Source organism: Serinicoccus sp. CUA-874 (assembly GCF_001942225.1).
Taxonomy (GTDB): domain Bacteria; phylum Actinomycetota; class Actinomycetes; order Actinomycetales; family Dermatophilaceae; genus Ornithinicoccus; species Ornithinicoccus marinus.
In genome coordinates, this window is sequence record NZ_MKJZ01000003.1 from 21,034 (window position 1) to 37,410 (window position 16,377).

The following is a 16,377-nucleotide window of genomic DNA, read 5'->3' on the forward strand; positions in this document are numbered from 1 at the left end:
GTGGGACGAGTGGGCGAAGGGCGACGGCGGTCGCTGGGAGTCGGTTGTCGGTGACGGACTTGCCGATGCTCCGAGGTGAGATCCGCCTCGTCGACCTCGATCCGACCAGCGGCAGCGAGGCCGACAAGCGTCGGCCGGCGGTGCTCGTCAGCAACGACCGTGCCAACACCACAGCAGCGCGCCTCGGGCGTGGGGTCGTGACGGTGGTGCCCGTGACGAGCGCCGTCGAACGCATCTACCCCTTCCAGGTGCTCCTGCCCGCCGACGAGACCTCCCTGCGTGTCGACTCCAAGGCCCAGGCGGAGCAGGTCCGCTCGGTGGACGTGCGACGGGTCGGGGCGGCGGTCGGTCGGGTGCCGACACCGCTCATGGTCGACCTCGAGGACGCCTGCGGGTGCACCTCGCTCTGTGACGCTGGGCGACGTCGAGCACAGCGGCACTCCGCGATCTCGACCTGGTCAGCAGGCAGGCGGTTGCCGCGGCCGCTGTCCAGAGTCATACTCCAGGTATGACTGGGCTCACGACCATCAAGGTGGCGTCTGCGACACGGGACCAACTCAAGGCGCAGGCGAGCCGGGCCGATCTGACACTGGGACAGTACCTGGACGCGCTCGCACGCCGAGGGGAACGAGAGGGGCGCTTCGCCCGGCTCAAGGCACAGATCGCGGCGACCAGCGCGGCGGACCGGGACTCCTGGTCGCGGGAGACCTCGGGTTGGGAGCGTGCCGAGCTCGCTGACTCGGTCACCGATGGGTGAGGGCGCGAGGCCACCGTCGCTGGGGGACATCTGCTGGGCCTGGCTCGATCCGGTGAGCGGTCGGGAGCAGGGTGGGCGTCGCCCGGTGGTCGTGGTGAGCGGCCGCGGCTACCTGGACGTGGTCGATGCGCTCGCCATGGTGGTGCCCGTCACCCGCGTCGACCGGGGGTGGGAAAACCATGTCGCGGTGGAGGCTGGTGTGGTGTCCGGCTTCGCCATGACCGAGCAGGTCCGGACCCTCTCGCGGCAGCGGCTGCAGGGCATCGTGGGTGCCGTCGAGGATGACGTCCTGCGCGAGATCCGCAGGTGGCTCGCGGACTTCTTGGAGTTGGGTGAACCGTGGCCGGGGTTGCCGTGAGCACCGAGGCGGCGCAAGAGGCCAGCGGCGAGCGCACGGTGCTGGCGGTGGAGGGGCTCGACGTGGGGACCGGCATACCCCGTTGCTGCACGACGTCTCCTTCTCCATCGACCGGGGCGAGCGGGTCGGGCTCATCGGGGAGTCCGGGTCGGGCAAGTCGCTGACCGCGCTCGCGGTCTTGGGGCTGCTCGGCGAGGGGCTGCGGGCGAGCGGTGACGTGCGGCTGTCCGGGCGGACCCCCGCCGCGCGCAACCTGCTCGACGTCGGCGAGCGCGAGATGGCGCGGCTGCGCGGTGACGCGATGTCGATGGTCTTCCAGGAGCCGATGACGGCGCTCAACCCGACCATGCGGGTCGGTGCCCAGGTCGCCGAGGTGATGCGGATCCACGGCACCCGCGACAAGGCCGGGGCGCGACGACGGGTCGTCGAGCTGCTCGACCAGGTGGGGCTGCCCGACGCGGCGCACCTGGCCCGGTCCTACCCGCACGAGCTCTCCGGTGGCCAACGGCAGCGGGTCGTGCTTGCGATCGCGCTCGCCAACGACCCCGCCCTGCTCATCTGCGACGAGCCGACCACCGCCCTCGACGTGACCGTCCAGGCCACCGTGCTCGACCTCGTGGTGCGCGGTGTCGAGGAGCGGGACGCCGCGATGCTCTTCATCACCCATGACCTCGCCGTCGTCGCGACGGTGTGCGAGCGGGTGCTCGTGATGTACGGCGGGCGCATCGTCGAGGCAGGCCCCGTCGGTGAGGTCTTCTCCGACCCGCGCCACCGGTATACGCAGGGCCTCATCGGCGCCTCCGACCTCGCCGGCGGGGAGGGTCGTCGAGCCCGGGCCGCGCTGCCGACGATCCCCGGCACGGTGCCCTCCGCCGGCCGCTTCCCCGACGGGTGCGTCTTCCGCAGCCGGTGCGACCACGCCACCGACCGCTGCGAGGCGTTGCCACCGTGGACGGCGCGCGGCGAGCACCCCGCGGGGGAGCTCGCGCACGGCTTCGCCTGCCACCACCCGGCGGGCGAGGCCACCGCCGAGAAGGAGGGGAGCCGTGGCTGACTCCGAGACCCCCGCCGTCGAGCTCCGCGGGGTGTGCCGTGACTTCCGCCGCCCGCGCACGTCGCTGCGCGAGGCGCCCCCGGTCGTCCGCGCGGTGCGCGACGTCACCCTGACCATCGGGCAGGGCGAGCGCTTCGGGATCGTCGGCGAGTCCGGGTCGGGCAAGTCGACGCTGCTGCGGCTGATCTGCGGGCTGGACCGGCCGACGTCGGGAGAGGTGCTGGTCGAGGGGCGCCCGGTCGGCGACCAGCCGGCCCGGCGCCTCGGCTGGCTGCGGGAGAAGCTGCAGCTCGTCTTCCAGGACCCGATGAGCAGCCTCGACCCGCGGATGCGGGTGCGCGACATCGTCGCCGAGCCGCTCTTCGCGCAGGGCATCGGCGGCGACCACGGGGCGCGGGTGCGCGAGCTGCTGGAGCGGGTGGGCCTCGACCCGGACGCCGCCGACCGCTACCCGCACCAGTTCTCCGGAGGGCAGCGCCAGCGGATCTCGGTGGCCCGCGCGCTCGCGCCCGACCCGGACATCCTCGTCGCCGACGAGCCGGTGTCGGCGCTGGACGTGTCGGTCCGGGCCCAGGTGCTCAACCTCGTCGACGAGGTGGTCGACGGGCTCGACCTCACGCTCGTCTTCGTCAGCCACGACCTGTCCGTGGTGCGGCACGTGTGCGACCGGGTCGCGGTGATGCAGGACGGGCAGGTCGTCGAGGTCGGGGAGACCGAGCAGCTCTTCGCCGAGCCGCAGCACGCCTACACCCGGTCGTTGCTGGCCGCCATCCCCGACCTGCACGCGGCGCTGGACGGCCGCACCGCGCAGGACCTCGCGCGCGGCGCCTCGCGCGACTGACCAGGGAGTGCGGTCACCAAGCTGCAACCTCCATCGCCCCTTAGCGTGATGGAGGATGCCGGAAGCTGACCGCACTCCGAGGTGGGGCGGGGTCGGCTGCGCCGGTGTCGGTATGCCGGGCTAGGGTCGGTCTCGCTTCGAGGCTCGAGGACGAGAGGGGAGCACCGGTGCTGATCGGCATACCGCGGCAGGCGCGGGAGACCCAGGCGATCGTCGCCGCCACGCCCGGCACGGTCGCCACGCTGCGCAAGCGGGGGCACACGGTGCTGGTCGAGAAGGGCGCGGGGGAGCGGGCGTCCTACCCCGACGTGGCCTACAGCGACGCGGGCGCCACCCTCGTCGACCCGGGCGGGCTCACCAAGGTCGACCTGCTGGCGACCGTCGACCCGCCCACCCCCGAGGAGATCGCCACCCTCCCGCGCGGCCTCGCCGTCGCCTCGCTCCTGGCCCCCGCCCGCTCGCCCGACCTCCTCCGGGCGCTCGCCGACCAGGGCGTGACGGCCCTCGCCATGGACGCCGTGCCCCGCATCTCCCGCGCGCAGAGCCTCGACGTGCTCAGCTCGATGGCCAATCTCTCCGGCTACCGGGCAGTCATCGAGGCGGCGCACGACTACGGCGGCATGCTCGCCGGCCAGGTCACCGCGGCCGGCACCACGCCGCCGGCCACCGTCTTCGTCGTCGGCGCCGGGGTCGCCGGGCTGGCCGCGATCGGTGCGGCGCAGTCGCTCGGGGCGCAGGTGCGCGCCTTCGACGTGCGGCCGGAGGTCGCCGAGCAGGTCGAGTCGATGGGCGCGACCTTCGTCCGGCTCGACGTCGACACCAGCAGCGGCCGCAGCGACGGGTATGCCGGCGAGCTCACCGAGGACGCCGAGCGCGCCACCTCCGAGCTCTACGCCCAGGAGGCCATCACCGCCGACATCGTCATCACCACCGCGCTCATCCCGGGCCGCCCAGCCCCGCGCCTCATCGACGCCGGGACCGTCGCCGCGATGCGCCCCGGGTCGGTCGTCGTCGACCTCGCGGCGGCCAACGGCGGCAACGTCGAGGGCACCCGGGCCGACGAGCGGGTCGTCACCGACTCCGGGGTCGTGCTGCTGGGCTGGACCGACCTCGCGGGGAGGATGCCGGCCCAGGCCAGCCAGCTCTACGGCACCAACATGGTCAACCTCGTCGGACTGCTCTCCGGGGAGCCGGAGGACGACAGCGCCGGCGGCCCCCCGCTCGTGCTCGATCTGGACGACCAGGTGCTGCGCGCGATGACCGTGGCCCACGACGGCGAGGTCCTCTGGCCGCCGCCGCAGGTCTCGGTGAGCGCCGCCCCGGCGCCCGCCGCGGCGGTGACGCCCGAGGTCGACCCGGAGCACGGGCATACCGAGGCGCGCCCACCGGACCCGCGCCGTCGGCGAGCGGTGCTCCTCGCCCTCGCGGTGCTGGCGGCCCTCGGCGCCGCCTTCGCGCCGGACGAGCTGCGCATGCACCTCACCGTCTTCGCGCTCGCCGTGATCGCGGGCTACTACGTCATCTCGCACGTCACCCACGCGCTGCACACGCCGCTCATGTCCGTGACCAACGCGATCAGCGGCATCATCTGCGTCGGCGCGATCCTGCAGGTCGGCAGCGAGAGCACCTGGGTCACCGCGCTCGCGCTGATCGGCATCACCGTGGCCTCGATCAACATCTTCGGCGGCTTCACCGTCACGCACCGGATGCTCGGGATGTTCCGGAGGGCGGAGTCGTGACGCTCACCTCGGCGGTCGACGCCGCCTACCTCGTCGCCGCGCTGCTCTTCCTCGGCGCCCTCGCCGGGCTGTCGCGGCATGAGTCGGCGCGCCGCGGCAACCTTCTCGGCATCACCGGCATGACGCTCGCGCTGGTCGCGACGGTGGCGCTCGCGGTGAGCACCGCGCAGCGCGGGGCGCTCACCACCCTCCTGCTCATCGCGGTGGCGATGTCGCTGGGAGCGGTCATCGGCATCTGGCGGGCGCGGCGCGTCGAGATGACCGGTATGCCCGAGCTCGTCGCGATCCTGCACAGCTTCGTGGGCGTCGCGGCGGTGCTCGTGGGCGTCAACACCTTCCTCGGCGAGGGGTATGCCGGTGCCGCCGGCGTCAGCCAGCGCATCGAGATCGCGGCCGGGGTTTTCATCGGCGCGGTCACCTTCACCGGGTCGGTCGTGGCCTGGGCCAAGCTCTCGGCCCGGATGAAGAGCTCCCCACTCATGCTGCCGCGGCGCCACCTGCTCAACCTGCTCGTCGTGCTGGCTAGCCTGGCGGTGTCGGTGTGGTTCGTCGTGGCCTCGAGCCTGCTGCCGCTGCTCCTGCTCACCGCCCTGGCGCTGCTGCTCGGCGCGCACCTCGTCGCCTCCATCGGTGGCGGGGACATGCCGGTCGTCGTCTCGATGCTCAACTCCTACAGCGGCTGGGCGGCGGCAGCGGCGGGCTTCATGCTCGGCAACGACCTGCTCATCATCACCGGGGCGCTGGTCGGCAGCTCGGGCGCGATCCTGTCCTACATCATGTGCAAGGCCATGAACCGCTCCTTCGTCTCGGTCATCGCCGGGGGCTTCGGCGCCGACCCGGTGGGGCCGGCGGGGGATGGCGAGGAGCAGGGGACCCACCGCGAGGTCAGCGCCGAGGGTGTCGCCGAGCTGCTGCGGCAGGCCCGGTCGGTCGTCATCACGCCCGGCTACGGCATGGCCGTCGCCCACGCGCAGCACCCGGTCGCCCGGCTGGTCGAGCGGCTCGCCGACCTCGGCGTGGACGTGCGCTTCGGCATACATCCGGTCGCCGGGCGCCTGCCCGGGCACATGAACGTCCTGCTCGCCGAGGCGCGGGTGCCCTACGACATCGTGCTCGGCATGGACGAGATCAACGACGACCTCGCCTCGACCGACGTCGTCCTGGTCATCGGCGCCAACGACACCGTCAACCCGGCCGCGATCGAGCAGCCGGGCAGCCCGATCGCGGGGATGCCCGTCCTCGAGGTGTGGAACGCCCGCGACGTGGTCGTCTTCAAGCGGTCGATGGCGACGGGCTACGCCGGGGTGCAGAACCCGCTCTTCTTCCGCGACAACACGCAGATGATCTTCGGCGACGCCAAGGACAAGGTGGAGGAGATCCTCACCGCGCTGGCAGGCTGAGGGGTATGCACCCCGCCGCCGGCCCCACCAACTCGCTCCTCGACGTCGGCGGGTTGGGGGTGGGGCACCACCAGAGCGTCGGCGACGGCTCCCTCACCGGCACCACGGTCGTGCTCTGCCCGCCCGAGGGCGCGGTCGCCGGGGCGGACGTGCGCGGCGGGGCGCCCGGCACCCGCGAGACCGACCTGCTCGACCCGCGCAACCTGGTCGAGCGGGTGCACGCGGTCGTGCTCTCCGGGGGGTCGGCCTTCGGGCTGGCCGCGGCGGACGGCGTCATGCGCGAGCTGTATGCCCGGGGCCGGGGCTTCCCGATGGGCGGGCCCGGCGAGGTGGTCCCGATCGTGCCCGCGGCGGTCTGCTTCGACCTCGGGCGGGGCGGCGACTTCGGCTCCTTCCCGGACGCCTCCTTCGGCGCGCGGGCCCTGGCCGACGCCGAGAGCGGTGGCGTCGCGGGGCTGGGCAACGTGGGTGCCGGCACCGGCACGCAGGTCGGCGGGCTGCGCGGCGGGGTCGGCACGGCGAGCGCCGTGCTGCCCGACGGCACCACGCTCGCGGCGCTCGTCGTGGTCAACGCTGTCGGGTCCGCCGTCGACCTCGGCACGGGCGAGCTGTGGGGCGCCCGCCACCTGGTCGAGGCGGACGTGCGCGGCATACCAGGATGGCCGGAGGGGGTGCTGCCCGCCCGGCCCGATCCGGCTGAGCTGGAGGCGGCGCGGCGGGCGGCGGAGGAGTCCAACGCGACCAGCCGCGTCCCGCGCTCGCTCGCGACGACGATCGGGGTGGTCGCGACCGACGCAAGGCTGACCCCAGCGCAGTGCTCGCGGCTGGCGACGAGCGGTCACGACGGCATGGCGCGCGCGGTCAACCCGATCCACACGATGTTCGACGGCGACGCACTCTTCGGCCTGTCGACCGGTGCGCGAGACGTGCCGGACGTCGCCGGCTTCCACGCCCTCCTGCACGGCGCGGGGGAGGTGGTGACCCGCGCCATGGTCCGCGGAGTGCTGGCGGCGGAGTCGGTGACCACCCCGGCGGGCTCCTGGCGTGGCTACCGGGACGCCTTCCCCAGCGCGGGGCGGGACGACTCACCGCGCCAGGGCTGCACGCCGGGCCGAGGCGGCCGTCCCTCGAACGGCCACGCCTGCGCCCCTGACCTCGGCTCAGCGTGAGGCGTCGGCGCGGGCGGCGGCACATGCCCGCAGCCCCGAAGGCCGACCCGGTGGACAAGAAGGTCCCCGCCCAGGTCGGCTCCGTCGCGGAGGTCAGCATCACCCTCTGACCCCGACCGTCCCGCCGCCGGTCGAGGAGCGAGCGCAGCGAGCGTCTCGAGACCACGGGTGACGAACGGCCCCCGGACCACCACGGTCCGGGGGCCGTTCGTCGCGAGGTGCCAGCGCCCGTGGCACGAGGTGCCAATCTTCGTACCGTGGGCCGCGGCGGCGCTCAGCCGATCCGCACGACCGCCCGACCGCGGACCCGGCCGGCGCGGTGCGCTTCCCAGGCGGCGGGCAGATCGTCGAGCCCGAACACCTCGTGGTCGACGGCGAGCTGCCCGGCGGCGGCGTGGCAGAGGATCTCGGCCATCGCGACCGCGCGTCGCTCGGCGGTGAGGTCGTTGTTGGTGAAGCCGAGGATGCTGCGCGAGCCGCTGCGCAGGTGCGCGCTGGAGAAGGTCGCGTCCGCCCCGGCCGACGAGCCGAGGTTGACGAGCCGGCCGTGCGGCGCGAGACACAGCGCGGCCGCGCTCGCGGGCACCCCGCACAGCGGGTCGAGCACGACGTCGACCTCGCCGACGACGGTACGCATCCGCTCGGCCAGCGCGGCGACGTCGGCCTCCCGGTCGGAGCCGTCGAGGCCGCCGAGCGGCACGAACCCGTGCGCCCCCAACGCCGTCGCGGCATCGGCGGCACCGGGCTCGACAGCCGCGGCGAACACCGCCGACGCGCCGCGCAGGACCGCGGACCGGACGGCGACCGAGCCGACCACGCCGCTGCTGCCGAGCACGAGCACCCGCTCACCGGGACGCAGCCCGCCCCGGTCGCGCAGCGCCGTCCACGCCGCCATCGCCGACAGGCCGAGGGAGGCGACCACCGTGTCGTCGGGCGCCTCGGCGTCGAGCCGGACCAGGTCGGCCTCCGGCACGACGGCGAGCTCGGCGAGCGCCCCGTCGCCGGGCGTCATCCCGGCACTGGTCGGGAACCAGACCCGGGTGCCCGCCGGAAGTCCTGCGGCCTCCACCACCTCGCCGACACCTTGGACTCCGGGGACGTACGGCAGCGCCGGCGCGCCGAAGTAGCTGGTCCCACTCGCGCAGAGCACGTCCAGCGGCGTCAGCGGCACCGCCCGGACCCGGACCAGCGCCAGCCCCTCTGGCGCAGCTCCGCGCGCCGGGTCGGGGTGGTCATCGACGACGCGGGGGACGCCGCCGTGCTCGTCCAGCAGCCCGGCGCGCATTCAGCCGGCCTGCCCGTCCGACGGGTCGACGTAGACGGCGTTGCGGTCGATGCTCAGGTACATCGAGTTCGCGATCGGGCGCCGGATCTCCTCGGCGACGTGACCCAGCAGCCCGGCGCAGCGCGCCAGCAGCACCGTGCCGCGCAGCAGCTCGGTCGGGATGCCCAGGTCGGCCAGCGCGGCCCCGCTGACGCCGGCGCCGTTGAGCGGCAGCCGCTTGCCGAGCACCTGCTCGTGCACGCGGCCGATCGCCTCGAAGAGCGCCAGGTTGGTGCCGTACTGGCCCTCCTCCCGCGCGATCTCGATGATCCGCGGCGTACGCGGGTCGCCCTGCTTGTGCACGGGGTGGCCGAGCCCGGGCACGAACGTGCCCTTCTCGCGCTGGGCGCGCACCGCTGCCAGGGCGACCTCGTCCCACCCGGCCTCGTCGGTGGGGACCTCGTCGAGGTCGGCGACGACGGCGCGCAGGAAGCGGCCGGTGTCCTCGGTGACGCCCAGGTAGCGCGAGCCGCCGCCGAGCAGGCCGGAGGCGAGCGCACCCTGGATGGCGTCGGGCGCGCTGAGGTAGGTCAGCCGGGCCGCGATCGCGGTGGGGGTGAAGCCGTGGTCGGCCAGGCCGAGCAGCACCGCCTCGAAGAGCCGGCCCTGCTGGCGGGTGGGTCGCTGCAGCGTGAGCAGCCAGTACGCCAGCTCGCCGAAGGTCACCTCGCCCATCAGCTCGGTGGCGACGTCCTTGCCGAGCAGGCTCATCGACGTCAGGTCGGAGGTCCCCAGCGAGGTGGGGAAGGAGGGCTGGTCGGGCGTGCTCATGCGCGGGGTCCGTCCTGGCTCGTGTCGGGGGAGGTGTCGGAAGAGGGCTCGGCCAGCCAACGGCGTACGTCGTCGCCGTCGGCGTCCAGGCGCGGCGGTGCCAGGTCGTAGCGCACGGTCGCGTCGCTGAAGCGGATCGGGTTGCGCACGGTCGGGATGTCGCCGGCCATGGCGACCGGCTCCAGGCCCAGCCGGTCGGCGAGCTCGATGCCGCCGCGGACGTCGTTGATCGGTCCGCACGGGATGCCGACGTCGCTGAGCACCGCGAACCACTCGTCGGCGGAGCGGGTCGCCAGCGCCTCGAGCAGCAGCGGGCGCAGCTCCTCGCGGTTCTCGTTGCGCAGCCCGACCGAGGTGAAGCGGGGGTCGTCGGCGACCTCGCCGATCCCGAGCGCCTCGGCCAGCTTGCGGAACTGCCCGTCGTTGCCGGCGATCACGATCAGGTCGCCGTCGCCGGTGGCCAGCGGCTCATAGGGGAACAGGCTGAGGTGGGCGTTGCCCATCCGGCCCGGCACCACGTCACCTGCGACGTACGCCGAGGTCTGGTTGACCAGGGTTGACAGGGCCGTGGAGAGCAGGTTGGTCTCGACGTGCTGGCCGCGGCCGGTCCGCTCGCGCTGGCGCAGCGCGGCCTGGATGCCGATCACCGAGTGCAGCCCGGTCATCACGTCGAAGACCGAGATCCCGGCGCGGTAGGGCGGGCCGTCGGGGCTGCCGGTGAGGCTCATCAGCCCGGAGACCGCCTGCACGAGCAGGTCGTAGCCGGGCAGGTGCGCGCCGCCGTCGGAGCCGAACCCGGAGATCGAGCAGTAGACCGAGCCCGGGTTGGCCGCGGACACGTCCTCGTAGGACAGGCCGTACTTCGCGAGCCCGCCGGGCTTGAAGTTGTGGATGAACACGTCCGCGCGCCGGGCCAGCTCCTGGGCGACCTGCTGGTCCTCGGGGTCGCGCAGGTCGAGGCTGATCGAGCGCTTGTTGCGGTTGATCGCCAGGTAGTAGGTGCCCTGGTCCTCGCGCAACGGGGGCACCCAGTGGCGGGTGTCGTCACCGGCCGGGCTCTCCACCTTGACCACCTCGGCGCCCAGATCGGCGAGCAGCATCGTGGCGTACGGGCCGGCCAGGACCCGGCTGAAGTCGGCGACCAGCAGGCCCGACAGCGGCCCCTCGGACGGACTGGGCGGGGAGTCGGAGTTTTGCGGACGCATGTCCACGATCTTGGGTCACCGACGCCACGACGTCAAGAAGGGGTCCCGTCGCCGCAGGTCACAGCGGTGGCGCGGGGTCGTCGGAGGCTGGGGCGGATCCGACTGCGGCGCCGGCGACACCAGTGATCCGGGGTTGACATGTGACGCCGGCAACAGCAGGCTGAGCGTCAATGGACATCTGTCCGGCATACGTTCCCCAACGAGGTGGTCGATCATGAGCAGCCAGTCCAACCCGTCCCCGGCGCTGTCCAGCGCGGACGTCGCCGCCGCCCCGGCGACGGTCTTCCGCGGCGGCACCGTCCTGACCATGGACGCCGCCGGCACGGTGCTCACCGACGCCGACGTGCTCGTGGTCGGCGACAAGGTCGAGGCCGTCGGCCCGGCGCTGGAGGTGCCCGACGGCACCGCAGAGATCGACGCCTCGGGCGGCATCGTGATGCCGGGCATGGTCGACACCCACCGCCACATGTGGCAGACCGCGATGCGCGGCTACGGCGCCGACTGGACGCTGACCCAGTACTTCGTGTGGAACTACCTCGAGCACGGCAAGCACTTCCGCCCGGAGGACATCTACACCGGCAACCTGCTCTCGGCCCTGGACTCGCTCGAGGCCGGCGTCACCACGAGCGTCGACTGGTCGCACGGCCTGCAGTCGGTCGCGCACGGCGAGGCGGCGCTGTCGGCGCTCGAGGAGGTCCCCGGACGGTTCGTGCTGGCCTACGGCAACATCCACGCAGGCCCCTGGGAGTGGGCCGACTCCGCCGAGTTCCAGTCCTTCGCGCGCCGGGTCATCGACGGCGGGAAGGTCGGCTTCCAGATGGCCTTCGACGTCACCGGCGACCCGGAGTTCCCCGAGCGGCGGGCCTTCGAGGTGGCGCGCGAGCTCGGCACCACCGTCACCACCCATGCCGGGGTGTGGGGCGCCACCAACGACTCCGGCATCAAGCTGATGCACGAGAACGGCTTCATGACCCCCGGCACCGTCTACGTGCACGCCGCCACCCTGACCGACGACTCCTACCAGCGCATCGCCGCGACCGGCGGTGTCGCCTCGGTCTCCGCGGAGAGCGAGTCCTCCTGCGGCCAGGGCTACCCGTCGAGCTGGGCGCTGCGCCGCCACGGCATCCCGATCTCGCTGTCGGTCGACACCTCGGTGTGGTGGAGCGGCGACGGGTTCTCCGCGATGCGCTCGACGCTCTCGGCCGACCGGGCCCGCGAGCACGACCTCGCCCACGTCGACGGCGAGACGATCACCAACGTGTCGCTGCGCGCCTCCGACGTGGTCGGCTGGGCCACCCGCGGCGGCGCCGAGGCCCTCGGCCTGGGCGACGAGATCGGCAGCCTCGAGCCGGGCAAGCAGGCCGACGTCGTGCTGATCAAGAACGACGCCTCGCCGACCATGTTCCCGCTGCTCAACCCCTACGGCCACGTGGTCTTCCAGGCCCAGCGCGGCGACGTCGACACCGTCCTGGTGCGGGGTCGGCTGGTCAAGCACCAGCACCGGCTCGTCGACGCCGACCTGGCCAGGGCCCGCGCCGCGGTGGAGGACACCGTCGCGCACCTCACCGAGCAGCTCGGCGAGGAGGGCTGGCGGGCCGGGATGACCCCGGAGATCCCGGAGTCGAAGGTGCTCGACAACCCCTACACCTACACCGAGTACCGCGACGCCGGCACCCACGCCCGCGCCTGAGGAGCCGCACGTGAACCAGATCCGCAGCCACTACCCGGTCGTCGTCGTCGGGGGAGGGCCGGTCGGGCTCGCCTCGTCGCTGATGCTCAGCCGCCTCGGCGTCGAGCACCTGCTGCTCGAGCGCCACGAGGGCACCTCGATCCACCCCAAGGCGGTCGGTCTCAACCAGCGCACGGTCGAGATCCTGCGCCAGCTCGGGCTCGGCGAGGAGCTGGCCGCGGCCGCGGCGCCGCCGTCGACGGTCTCGCGCACCGGCTGGTACACCTCCTTCGGCGGCTCGACCGAGCTGCACGGGCGCGAGATCGCCTCGCGCGACGCGTGGGGCGGCGGGCAGTACGCCGAGGAGTACGCCGCGGCCAGCCCGGCGCCGTACACGATACTGCCCCAGATCCGGCTAGAGCCGCTGCTGCGCGCCACCGCGGAGGCGCAGCCGCAGGCCGACGTACGCTTCGCCACCGGCGTGACGGCGCTGGCCCCCGACGCCGACGGGGCCGACGTCACCGTGCTGGTCGACGGCCACGAGCAGGTGGTCCGCGCCGACTACGTGGTCGGCGCCGACGGCGGCCGGATGGTCGCCGACGCGCTGGGCGTGACGGTGTCGGGACCGACCAACCTGGTCGACATGGTCAGCGCCCACTTCGGCGCCGACCTGACCGACGCGGTGCCCAGCCGGGAGAACCTCATCTCGTGGTTCGTCAACCCCGACCACGGGGGCTCGATCGGCAGCGGCTACCTCTACCACCTCGGCCCCTGGGACGAGCAGGGGCGCTCGGAGGAGTGGGTGTTCGCCTGCGGGTTCCTCGCCGACGACCCCGACCGCTTCGACGAGGAGGCGATGGCCGCGCGGATCGGGCGCAGCCTGGGCCTGCCCGACCTCGAGGTCGACCTGCACTCGATCTCCCACTGGTACATCCAGTCCGTCGTGGCCGACTCCTTCACCGAGGGCCGCTGCTTCCTCGTCGGCGACGCCGCCCACCGGATCCCGCCGTGGGGCGCGCTGGGCCTCAACACCGGCGTCCAGGACGCGCACAATCTGACCTGGAAGATCGCCCTGGCCCTGGCCGACCCGCGCACGGCGGGCCTGCTCGACTCCTACGAGCAGGAGCGCCGGCCGGTCGCGCAGAGCGTCGCTGCGAGCTCGCTGCACAACTTCCAGAGCCACGGCGGCGTGATCGACGCCGCGATCGGCCTGCGTCCCGACCTGCCGCCCGAGGAGGGCTGGGAGCGGCTGCGCACGCTGTGGTCGGGCAGCGAGGAGGGGCAGCGGCTGCAGGCCGCGCTCGACGAGGCCGTGGCGTTCATGGACCGGGAGTTCCATGCCCACGGCGCCGAGAACGGCTTCGCGTACGTCGACGGCGCGCTGTGCCCCGATCCGGAGGCCAGCGCGCTGCCCGAGGACACCCTCGTCTACCGCCCGACCACCCGGCCCGGCCACCACGTGCCGCACGCGTGGCTCGAGGGCCGGGGGAGTCGCTGCTCGACCCTCGACCTGCCGGCGCCCGGGCGGTTCGCCTTGCTCGTGGACGCCGAGGCCGACACCTGGCGGGCCGCGGTCGACGGGGTCGACCACCCGCTGGCCGGCCTCCTCGACGTGGTCGCGGTCGGGGCCGGCGGGTCCTGGGAGGACCCGGACGGCTCCTGGTCCTCGCTGCGCGAGGTCGGGCCCGGCGGCGCGGTGCTGGTGCGCCCGGACACCGTCGTCGCCTGGCGCAGCACCGACCTGCCCGCGGACCCGGCGGCGGCGCTGGGCGCCGCGCTGGCCGAGGTGCTCGAGCCGGCCAGTGATCTCGCGCGTGATCCCGCGCGGGAGCCGGCCTGATGCGGCTACTCGACGTGCGGGCGGGTCAGCCAGTGCGCCCAGTCGGCGGAGACGTCGGAGGCGGTGCGGATCAGCAGCGGCAGGTGGTCCTCCAGCAGGGTCTCCCGGCTGGTCTCGGAGGCGTGAACCGTGACGTTCATGGCGGCCCGGACGGTGCCGAGGTGGTCACGCACCGGGACCGCGACCGAGCGGATGCCTGGGGCGAGCTCCTCGTCGGCGACCGCCCAGCCCCGGGCGCGGACCTGGCTGAGGTCGTCCTCGACGTCGCCGTCGTACGCCGGCACCGTCACGCCCGCGCGGCTCGGCTCGGCGAGCACCCGGTCGCGCTGCTCCTGGTCGAGGGCGGCGAGCAGGACCTTGCCCTGCGAGGTCCACAACGCCGGGAAGCGGGTGCCGATGTCGACGCGCAGCGCGATCAGCTTCGGCACCGAGACACGGGCGACGTAGACGATGTCGGAGCCGTCGAGCTGGCTCATCGAGGACGACTCACCGGTGCGGGCGACGAGCTGCTGGAGGTGGGGGCGGGCCATGTCCCACAGGCCAAGCGAGCTGGCGTACGCCGTGCCGAGCCGCAGCACCGCCGGGGTCAGCTCGAAGCCGCTGTCCACCAAGCGGACGTAGCCGAGCTCCTCCAGCGTGGCCAGCAGACGCCGCGCCGTGGGCCGGGCGAGGCGGGTCGCCGTCGCCACCTCGCTCAGGCTCATCCGCCGGTGGTTCGCATCGAAGCAGGTCAGGACATCGAGGCCGCGGGCGAGGGACTCCACGAAGTCCGGTCCGGTGCCTCGTCCCGCCACAGTGCCACCTCGTCATCCCGGAGCCGGTCGGTCGGTCGACCGGCCGGCCGATCGTCTCACAGTTTCGCCCAGGACCGTAGAGCGGACACCTGGACGCAGATCCCGACGCGCATGATCGCGTCGACCACCACGAGAGGAACCCCCTGATGGCCGACCTGGTCGCGATCCTAGCGACGACCCACCACCCGTTCTACTACCGCACCAGCCGGTTGCCCGCGGACGAGGCGCCGCCGTTCGCCGCGGAGTGGGTCCGCAAGGTGGAAACCTACCGCGAGACCCTCACCCGGGCCCGCCCCGACGTGCTGGTGATGGTCGGCTCCGACCACTTCCACCAGCTGTGGCTGGACAACATGCCGCAGTTCCTGGTCGGCAAGGCGCCGTTCTACGACGCCAACTGGGAGAACGAGATGCGCGAGTTCGGGATGCCCAAGCTGCTTCTGCGCGGGCACGAGGAGCTCTCCGAGTACATGCTGCGCGAGGGCATCGACCGCGGCTTCGACCTCGCCTTCAGCAACGAGCTGCGCATCGACCACTCGGTCACCTGCCCGATCTTCACCGTACGCCCCGATAACGACCTCCCGATCGTGCCGATCTACACCAACATCTTCGCCCCGCCGCTGCCGCGTCCCGAGCGGTTCGTCGAGCTCGGCCGCACGATCCGCGAGATCATCGACTCGTGGCCCAGCGGGCTGCGGGTCGCGGTGATCGGCAGCGGGCACCTGTCCCTGGAGCTCGGCGGCCCGCGCCAGTTCGGCCCGCACGGCCCGGACCCGGAGTTCGACGCCCGCGCGATCGACTGGATCTCGCGCGGCGACATCGACGGCTGCCTGTCCGAGGTGACCCTCGACAGCCTGCACGCCCCCGGCAACGCCACCCACGGGTTCATGGACTTCATGCTGATGATGGGCATCGCCGGCTACGCGAAGGCCGACCACGCCGACAGCCTCGACCTGTTCCACACCATGGAGGCCTATTTCACCTGGTACCCGGACCAGCAGCTGATCGGAGCCGAGGCATGAGCAAGTACCTGGTCAACAAGTTCCTCTTCACCGTCGACCGCGACCGCGAGCTCACCGAGCGCTACCGCGAGGACCCCGCCGGGCTGGTCGCGTGGTGGGAGGAGAACCTCGGGCCGCGGCTGCTGAACTCGATCGAGGACGAGCGGACCACGTGGCTGGCCCTGACCGACGACGAGCGCCGCGCCCTGGTCGAGCACGACCACGTCGCCCTCTTCGAGATGGGCGCCCACCCGTTCCTGACCCTCACCTTGTGGATCGCGATGTTCGAGCGCGACTGGGACGAGCCCTTGGGCATGCAGCTCGACTACGCCGCCAAGCTGGCCCACCTGAACGTGCAGCCGTACCCCGACATCGGCACCTGACCCTCGCCGGTCGATTCGTCGGTGGAGGAGCGAGCGCAGCCAGCCATCCGCCGGTCGCGAGCGGCGCGGGCGGCG

Annotated in this window: 16 protein-coding genes; 12 read left to right on the forward strand and 4 right to left on the reverse strand. The window is 73.2% G+C overall.

Annotated features, from left to right (window positions below; translation table 11 throughout):
• Positions 1 to 65 precede the first annotated feature (65 nt).
• The 8 genes from BJF80_RS01140 (at position 66) to BJF80_RS01175 (ending at position 7,318) form a co-directional block, all read left to right on the forward strand.
• Positions 66 to 512 carry a type II toxin-antitoxin system PemK/MazF family toxin gene (locus tag BJF80_RS01140; RefSeq protein WP_083673382.1) on the forward strand — a complete coding sequence of 149 codons (447 nt, stop codon included), beginning with the start codon at positions 66 to 68 and terminating at the stop codon, positions 510 to 512.
• Positions 509 to 757, forward strand: a complete 249-nt coding sequence (locus BJF80_RS01145) for a hypothetical protein (RefSeq protein WP_075810906.1) — start codon at positions 509 to 511, stop codon at positions 755 to 757. The genes BJF80_RS01140 and BJF80_RS01145 overlap by 4 nt, the downstream gene beginning before the upstream one ends.
• The gene (locus tag BJF80_RS01150; protein ID WP_075810907.1) at positions 750 to 1,115 is read left to right on the forward strand and encodes a type II toxin-antitoxin system PemK/MazF family toxin; all 366 of its coding nucleotides are present in this window, start codon (positions 750 to 752) and stop codon (positions 1,113 to 1,115) included. Before BJF80_RS01145 ends, BJF80_RS01150 begins: the two co-directional genes overlap by 8 nt.
• A gap of 82 nt (positions 1,116 to 1,197) precedes the next feature.
• Complete coding sequence (locus BJF80_RS01155) at positions 1,198 to 2,169, forward strand: ABC transporter ATP-binding protein (RefSeq protein WP_237767374.1); 972 nt, start codon at positions 1,198 to 1,200, stop codon at positions 2,167 to 2,169.
• Positions 2,162 to 3,010: an ATP-binding cassette domain-containing protein gene (locus tag BJF80_RS20975; protein ID WP_075810908.1), complete on the forward strand. Its 849-nt coding sequence runs from the start codon at positions 2,162 to 2,164 to the stop codon at positions 3,008 to 3,010. Before BJF80_RS01155 ends, BJF80_RS20975 begins: the two co-directional genes overlap by 8 nt.
• A 167-nt stretch (positions 3,011 to 3,177) precedes the next feature.
• Entirely contained in the window at positions 3,178 to 4,749 is a 1,572-nt protein-coding gene (locus BJF80_RS01165) for a Re/Si-specific NAD(P)(+) transhydrogenase subunit alpha (protein WP_075810909.1), read from the forward strand.
• Positions 4,746 to 6,149, forward strand: coding sequence for a Re/Si-specific NAD(P)(+) transhydrogenase subunit beta (pntB, locus tag BJF80_RS01170; RefSeq protein WP_075810910.1), 1,404 nt, complete (start codon positions 4,746 to 4,748; stop codon positions 6,147 to 6,149). The genes BJF80_RS01165 and pntB overlap by 4 nt, the downstream gene beginning before the upstream one ends.
• A 5-nt stretch (positions 6,150 to 6,154) precedes the next feature.
• Positions 6,155 to 7,318, forward strand: coding sequence for a P1 family peptidase (locus tag BJF80_RS01175; protein ID WP_083673384.1), 1,164 nt, complete (start codon positions 6,155 to 6,157; stop codon positions 7,316 to 7,318).
• A gap of 274 nt (positions 7,319 to 7,592) precedes the next feature.
• Here the strand turns inward: BJF80_RS01175 and BJF80_RS01180 are convergent, their stop codons facing one another.
• The 3 genes from BJF80_RS01180 to BJF80_RS01190 are packed head-to-tail and all read right to left on the reverse strand — an operon-like array spanning position 7,593 to position 10,618.
• Positions 7,593 to 8,603, reverse strand: coding sequence for a quinone oxidoreductase family protein (locus BJF80_RS01180; protein WP_075810911.1), 1,011 nt, complete (start codon positions 8,601 to 8,603; stop codon positions 7,593 to 7,595).
• Entirely contained in the window at positions 8,604 to 9,413 is an 810-nt protein-coding gene (locus BJF80_RS01185) for a citryl-CoA lyase (protein WP_075810912.1), read from the reverse strand.
• Positions 9,410 to 10,618: a CaiB/BaiF CoA transferase family protein gene (locus tag BJF80_RS01190; protein WP_075810971.1), complete on the reverse strand. Its 1,209-nt coding sequence runs from the start codon at positions 10,616 to 10,618 to the stop codon at positions 9,410 to 9,412. The genes BJF80_RS01185 and BJF80_RS01190 overlap by 4 nt, the downstream gene beginning before the upstream one ends.
• A 214-nt stretch (positions 10,619 to 10,832) precedes the next feature.
• Between BJF80_RS01190 and BJF80_RS01195 the strand changes: the two genes are divergently transcribed.
• A complete protein-coding gene (locus BJF80_RS01195; protein ID WP_083673385.1) occupies positions 10,833 to 12,308 on the forward strand; it encodes an amidohydrolase family protein in 1,476 nt (491 codons plus the stop codon).
• A 10-nt stretch (positions 12,309 to 12,318) separates the two neighbouring features.
• Positions 12,319 to 14,127: an FAD-dependent monooxygenase gene (locus BJF80_RS01200; protein WP_075810913.1), complete on the forward strand. Its 1,809-nt coding sequence runs from the start codon at positions 12,319 to 12,321 to the stop codon at positions 14,125 to 14,127.
• A gap of 5 nt (positions 14,128 to 14,132) precedes the next feature.
• On the opposite strand, the gene BJF80_RS01205 is transcribed toward BJF80_RS01200, so the two are convergent.
• Positions 14,133 to 14,921, reverse strand: coding sequence for an IclR family transcriptional regulator domain-containing protein (locus BJF80_RS01205; protein WP_075810914.1), 789 nt, complete (start codon positions 14,919 to 14,921; stop codon positions 14,133 to 14,135).
• Positions 14,922 to 15,067: 146 nt separating this feature from the next.
• On the opposite strand from BJF80_RS01205, the gene BJF80_RS01210 reads away from it, so the two are divergent.
• Positions 15,068 to 15,940 carry a DODA-type extradiol aromatic ring-opening family dioxygenase gene (locus BJF80_RS01210; RefSeq protein WP_075810915.1) on the forward strand — a complete coding sequence of 291 codons (873 nt, stop codon included), beginning with the start codon at positions 15,068 to 15,070 and terminating at the stop codon, positions 15,938 to 15,940.
• On the forward strand, positions 15,937 to 16,302 hold the full coding sequence (locus tag BJF80_RS01215; RefSeq protein ID WP_075810916.1) for a hypothetical protein: 366 nt from the start codon (positions 15,937 to 15,939) through the stop codon (positions 16,300 to 16,302). Before BJF80_RS01210 ends, BJF80_RS01215 begins: the two co-directional genes overlap by 4 nt.
• Positions 16,303 to 16,377: the final 75 nt, after the last annotated feature.

Bases quoted from the DNA above. Each gene is read 5' to 3' on its own strand.
- BJF80_RS01140 (WP_083673382.1), top strand. From the start codon at position 66: ATGCTCCGAGGTGAGATCCGCCTCGTCGACCTCGATCCGACCAGCGGC.
- BJF80_RS01145 (WP_075810906.1), top strand. From the start codon at position 509: ATGACTGGGCTCACGACCATCAAGGTGGCGTCTGCGACACGGGACCAA.
- BJF80_RS01150 (WP_075810907.1), top strand. From the start codon at position 750: ATGGGTGAGGGCGCGAGGCCACCGTCGCTGGGGGACATCTGCTGGGCC.
- BJF80_RS01175 (WP_083673384.1), top strand. From the start codon at position 6,155: ATGCACCCCGCCGCCGGCCCCACCAACTCGCTCCTCGACGTCGGCGGG.
- BJF80_RS01180 (WP_075810911.1), bottom strand. From the start codon at position 8,603: ATGCGCGCCGGGCTGCTGGACGAGCACGGCGGCGTCCCCCGCGTCGTC.
- BJF80_RS01185 (WP_075810912.1), bottom strand. From the start codon at position 9,413: ATGAGCACGCCCGACCAGCCCTCCTTCCCCACCTCGCTGGGGACCTCC.
- BJF80_RS01190 (WP_075810971.1), bottom strand. From the start codon at position 10,618: ATGCGTCCGCAAAACTCCGACTCCCCGCCCAGTCCGTCCGAGGGGCCG.
- BJF80_RS01195 (WP_083673385.1), top strand. From the start codon at position 10,833: ATGAGCAGCCAGTCCAACCCGTCCCCGGCGCTGTCCAGCGCGGACGTC.
- BJF80_RS01210 (WP_075810915.1), top strand. From the start codon at position 15,068: ATGGCCGACCTGGTCGCGATCCTAGCGACGACCCACCACCCGTTCTAC.
- BJF80_RS01215 (WP_075810916.1), top strand. From the start codon at position 15,937: ATGAGCAAGTACCTGGTCAACAAGTTCCTCTTCACCGTCGACCGCGAC.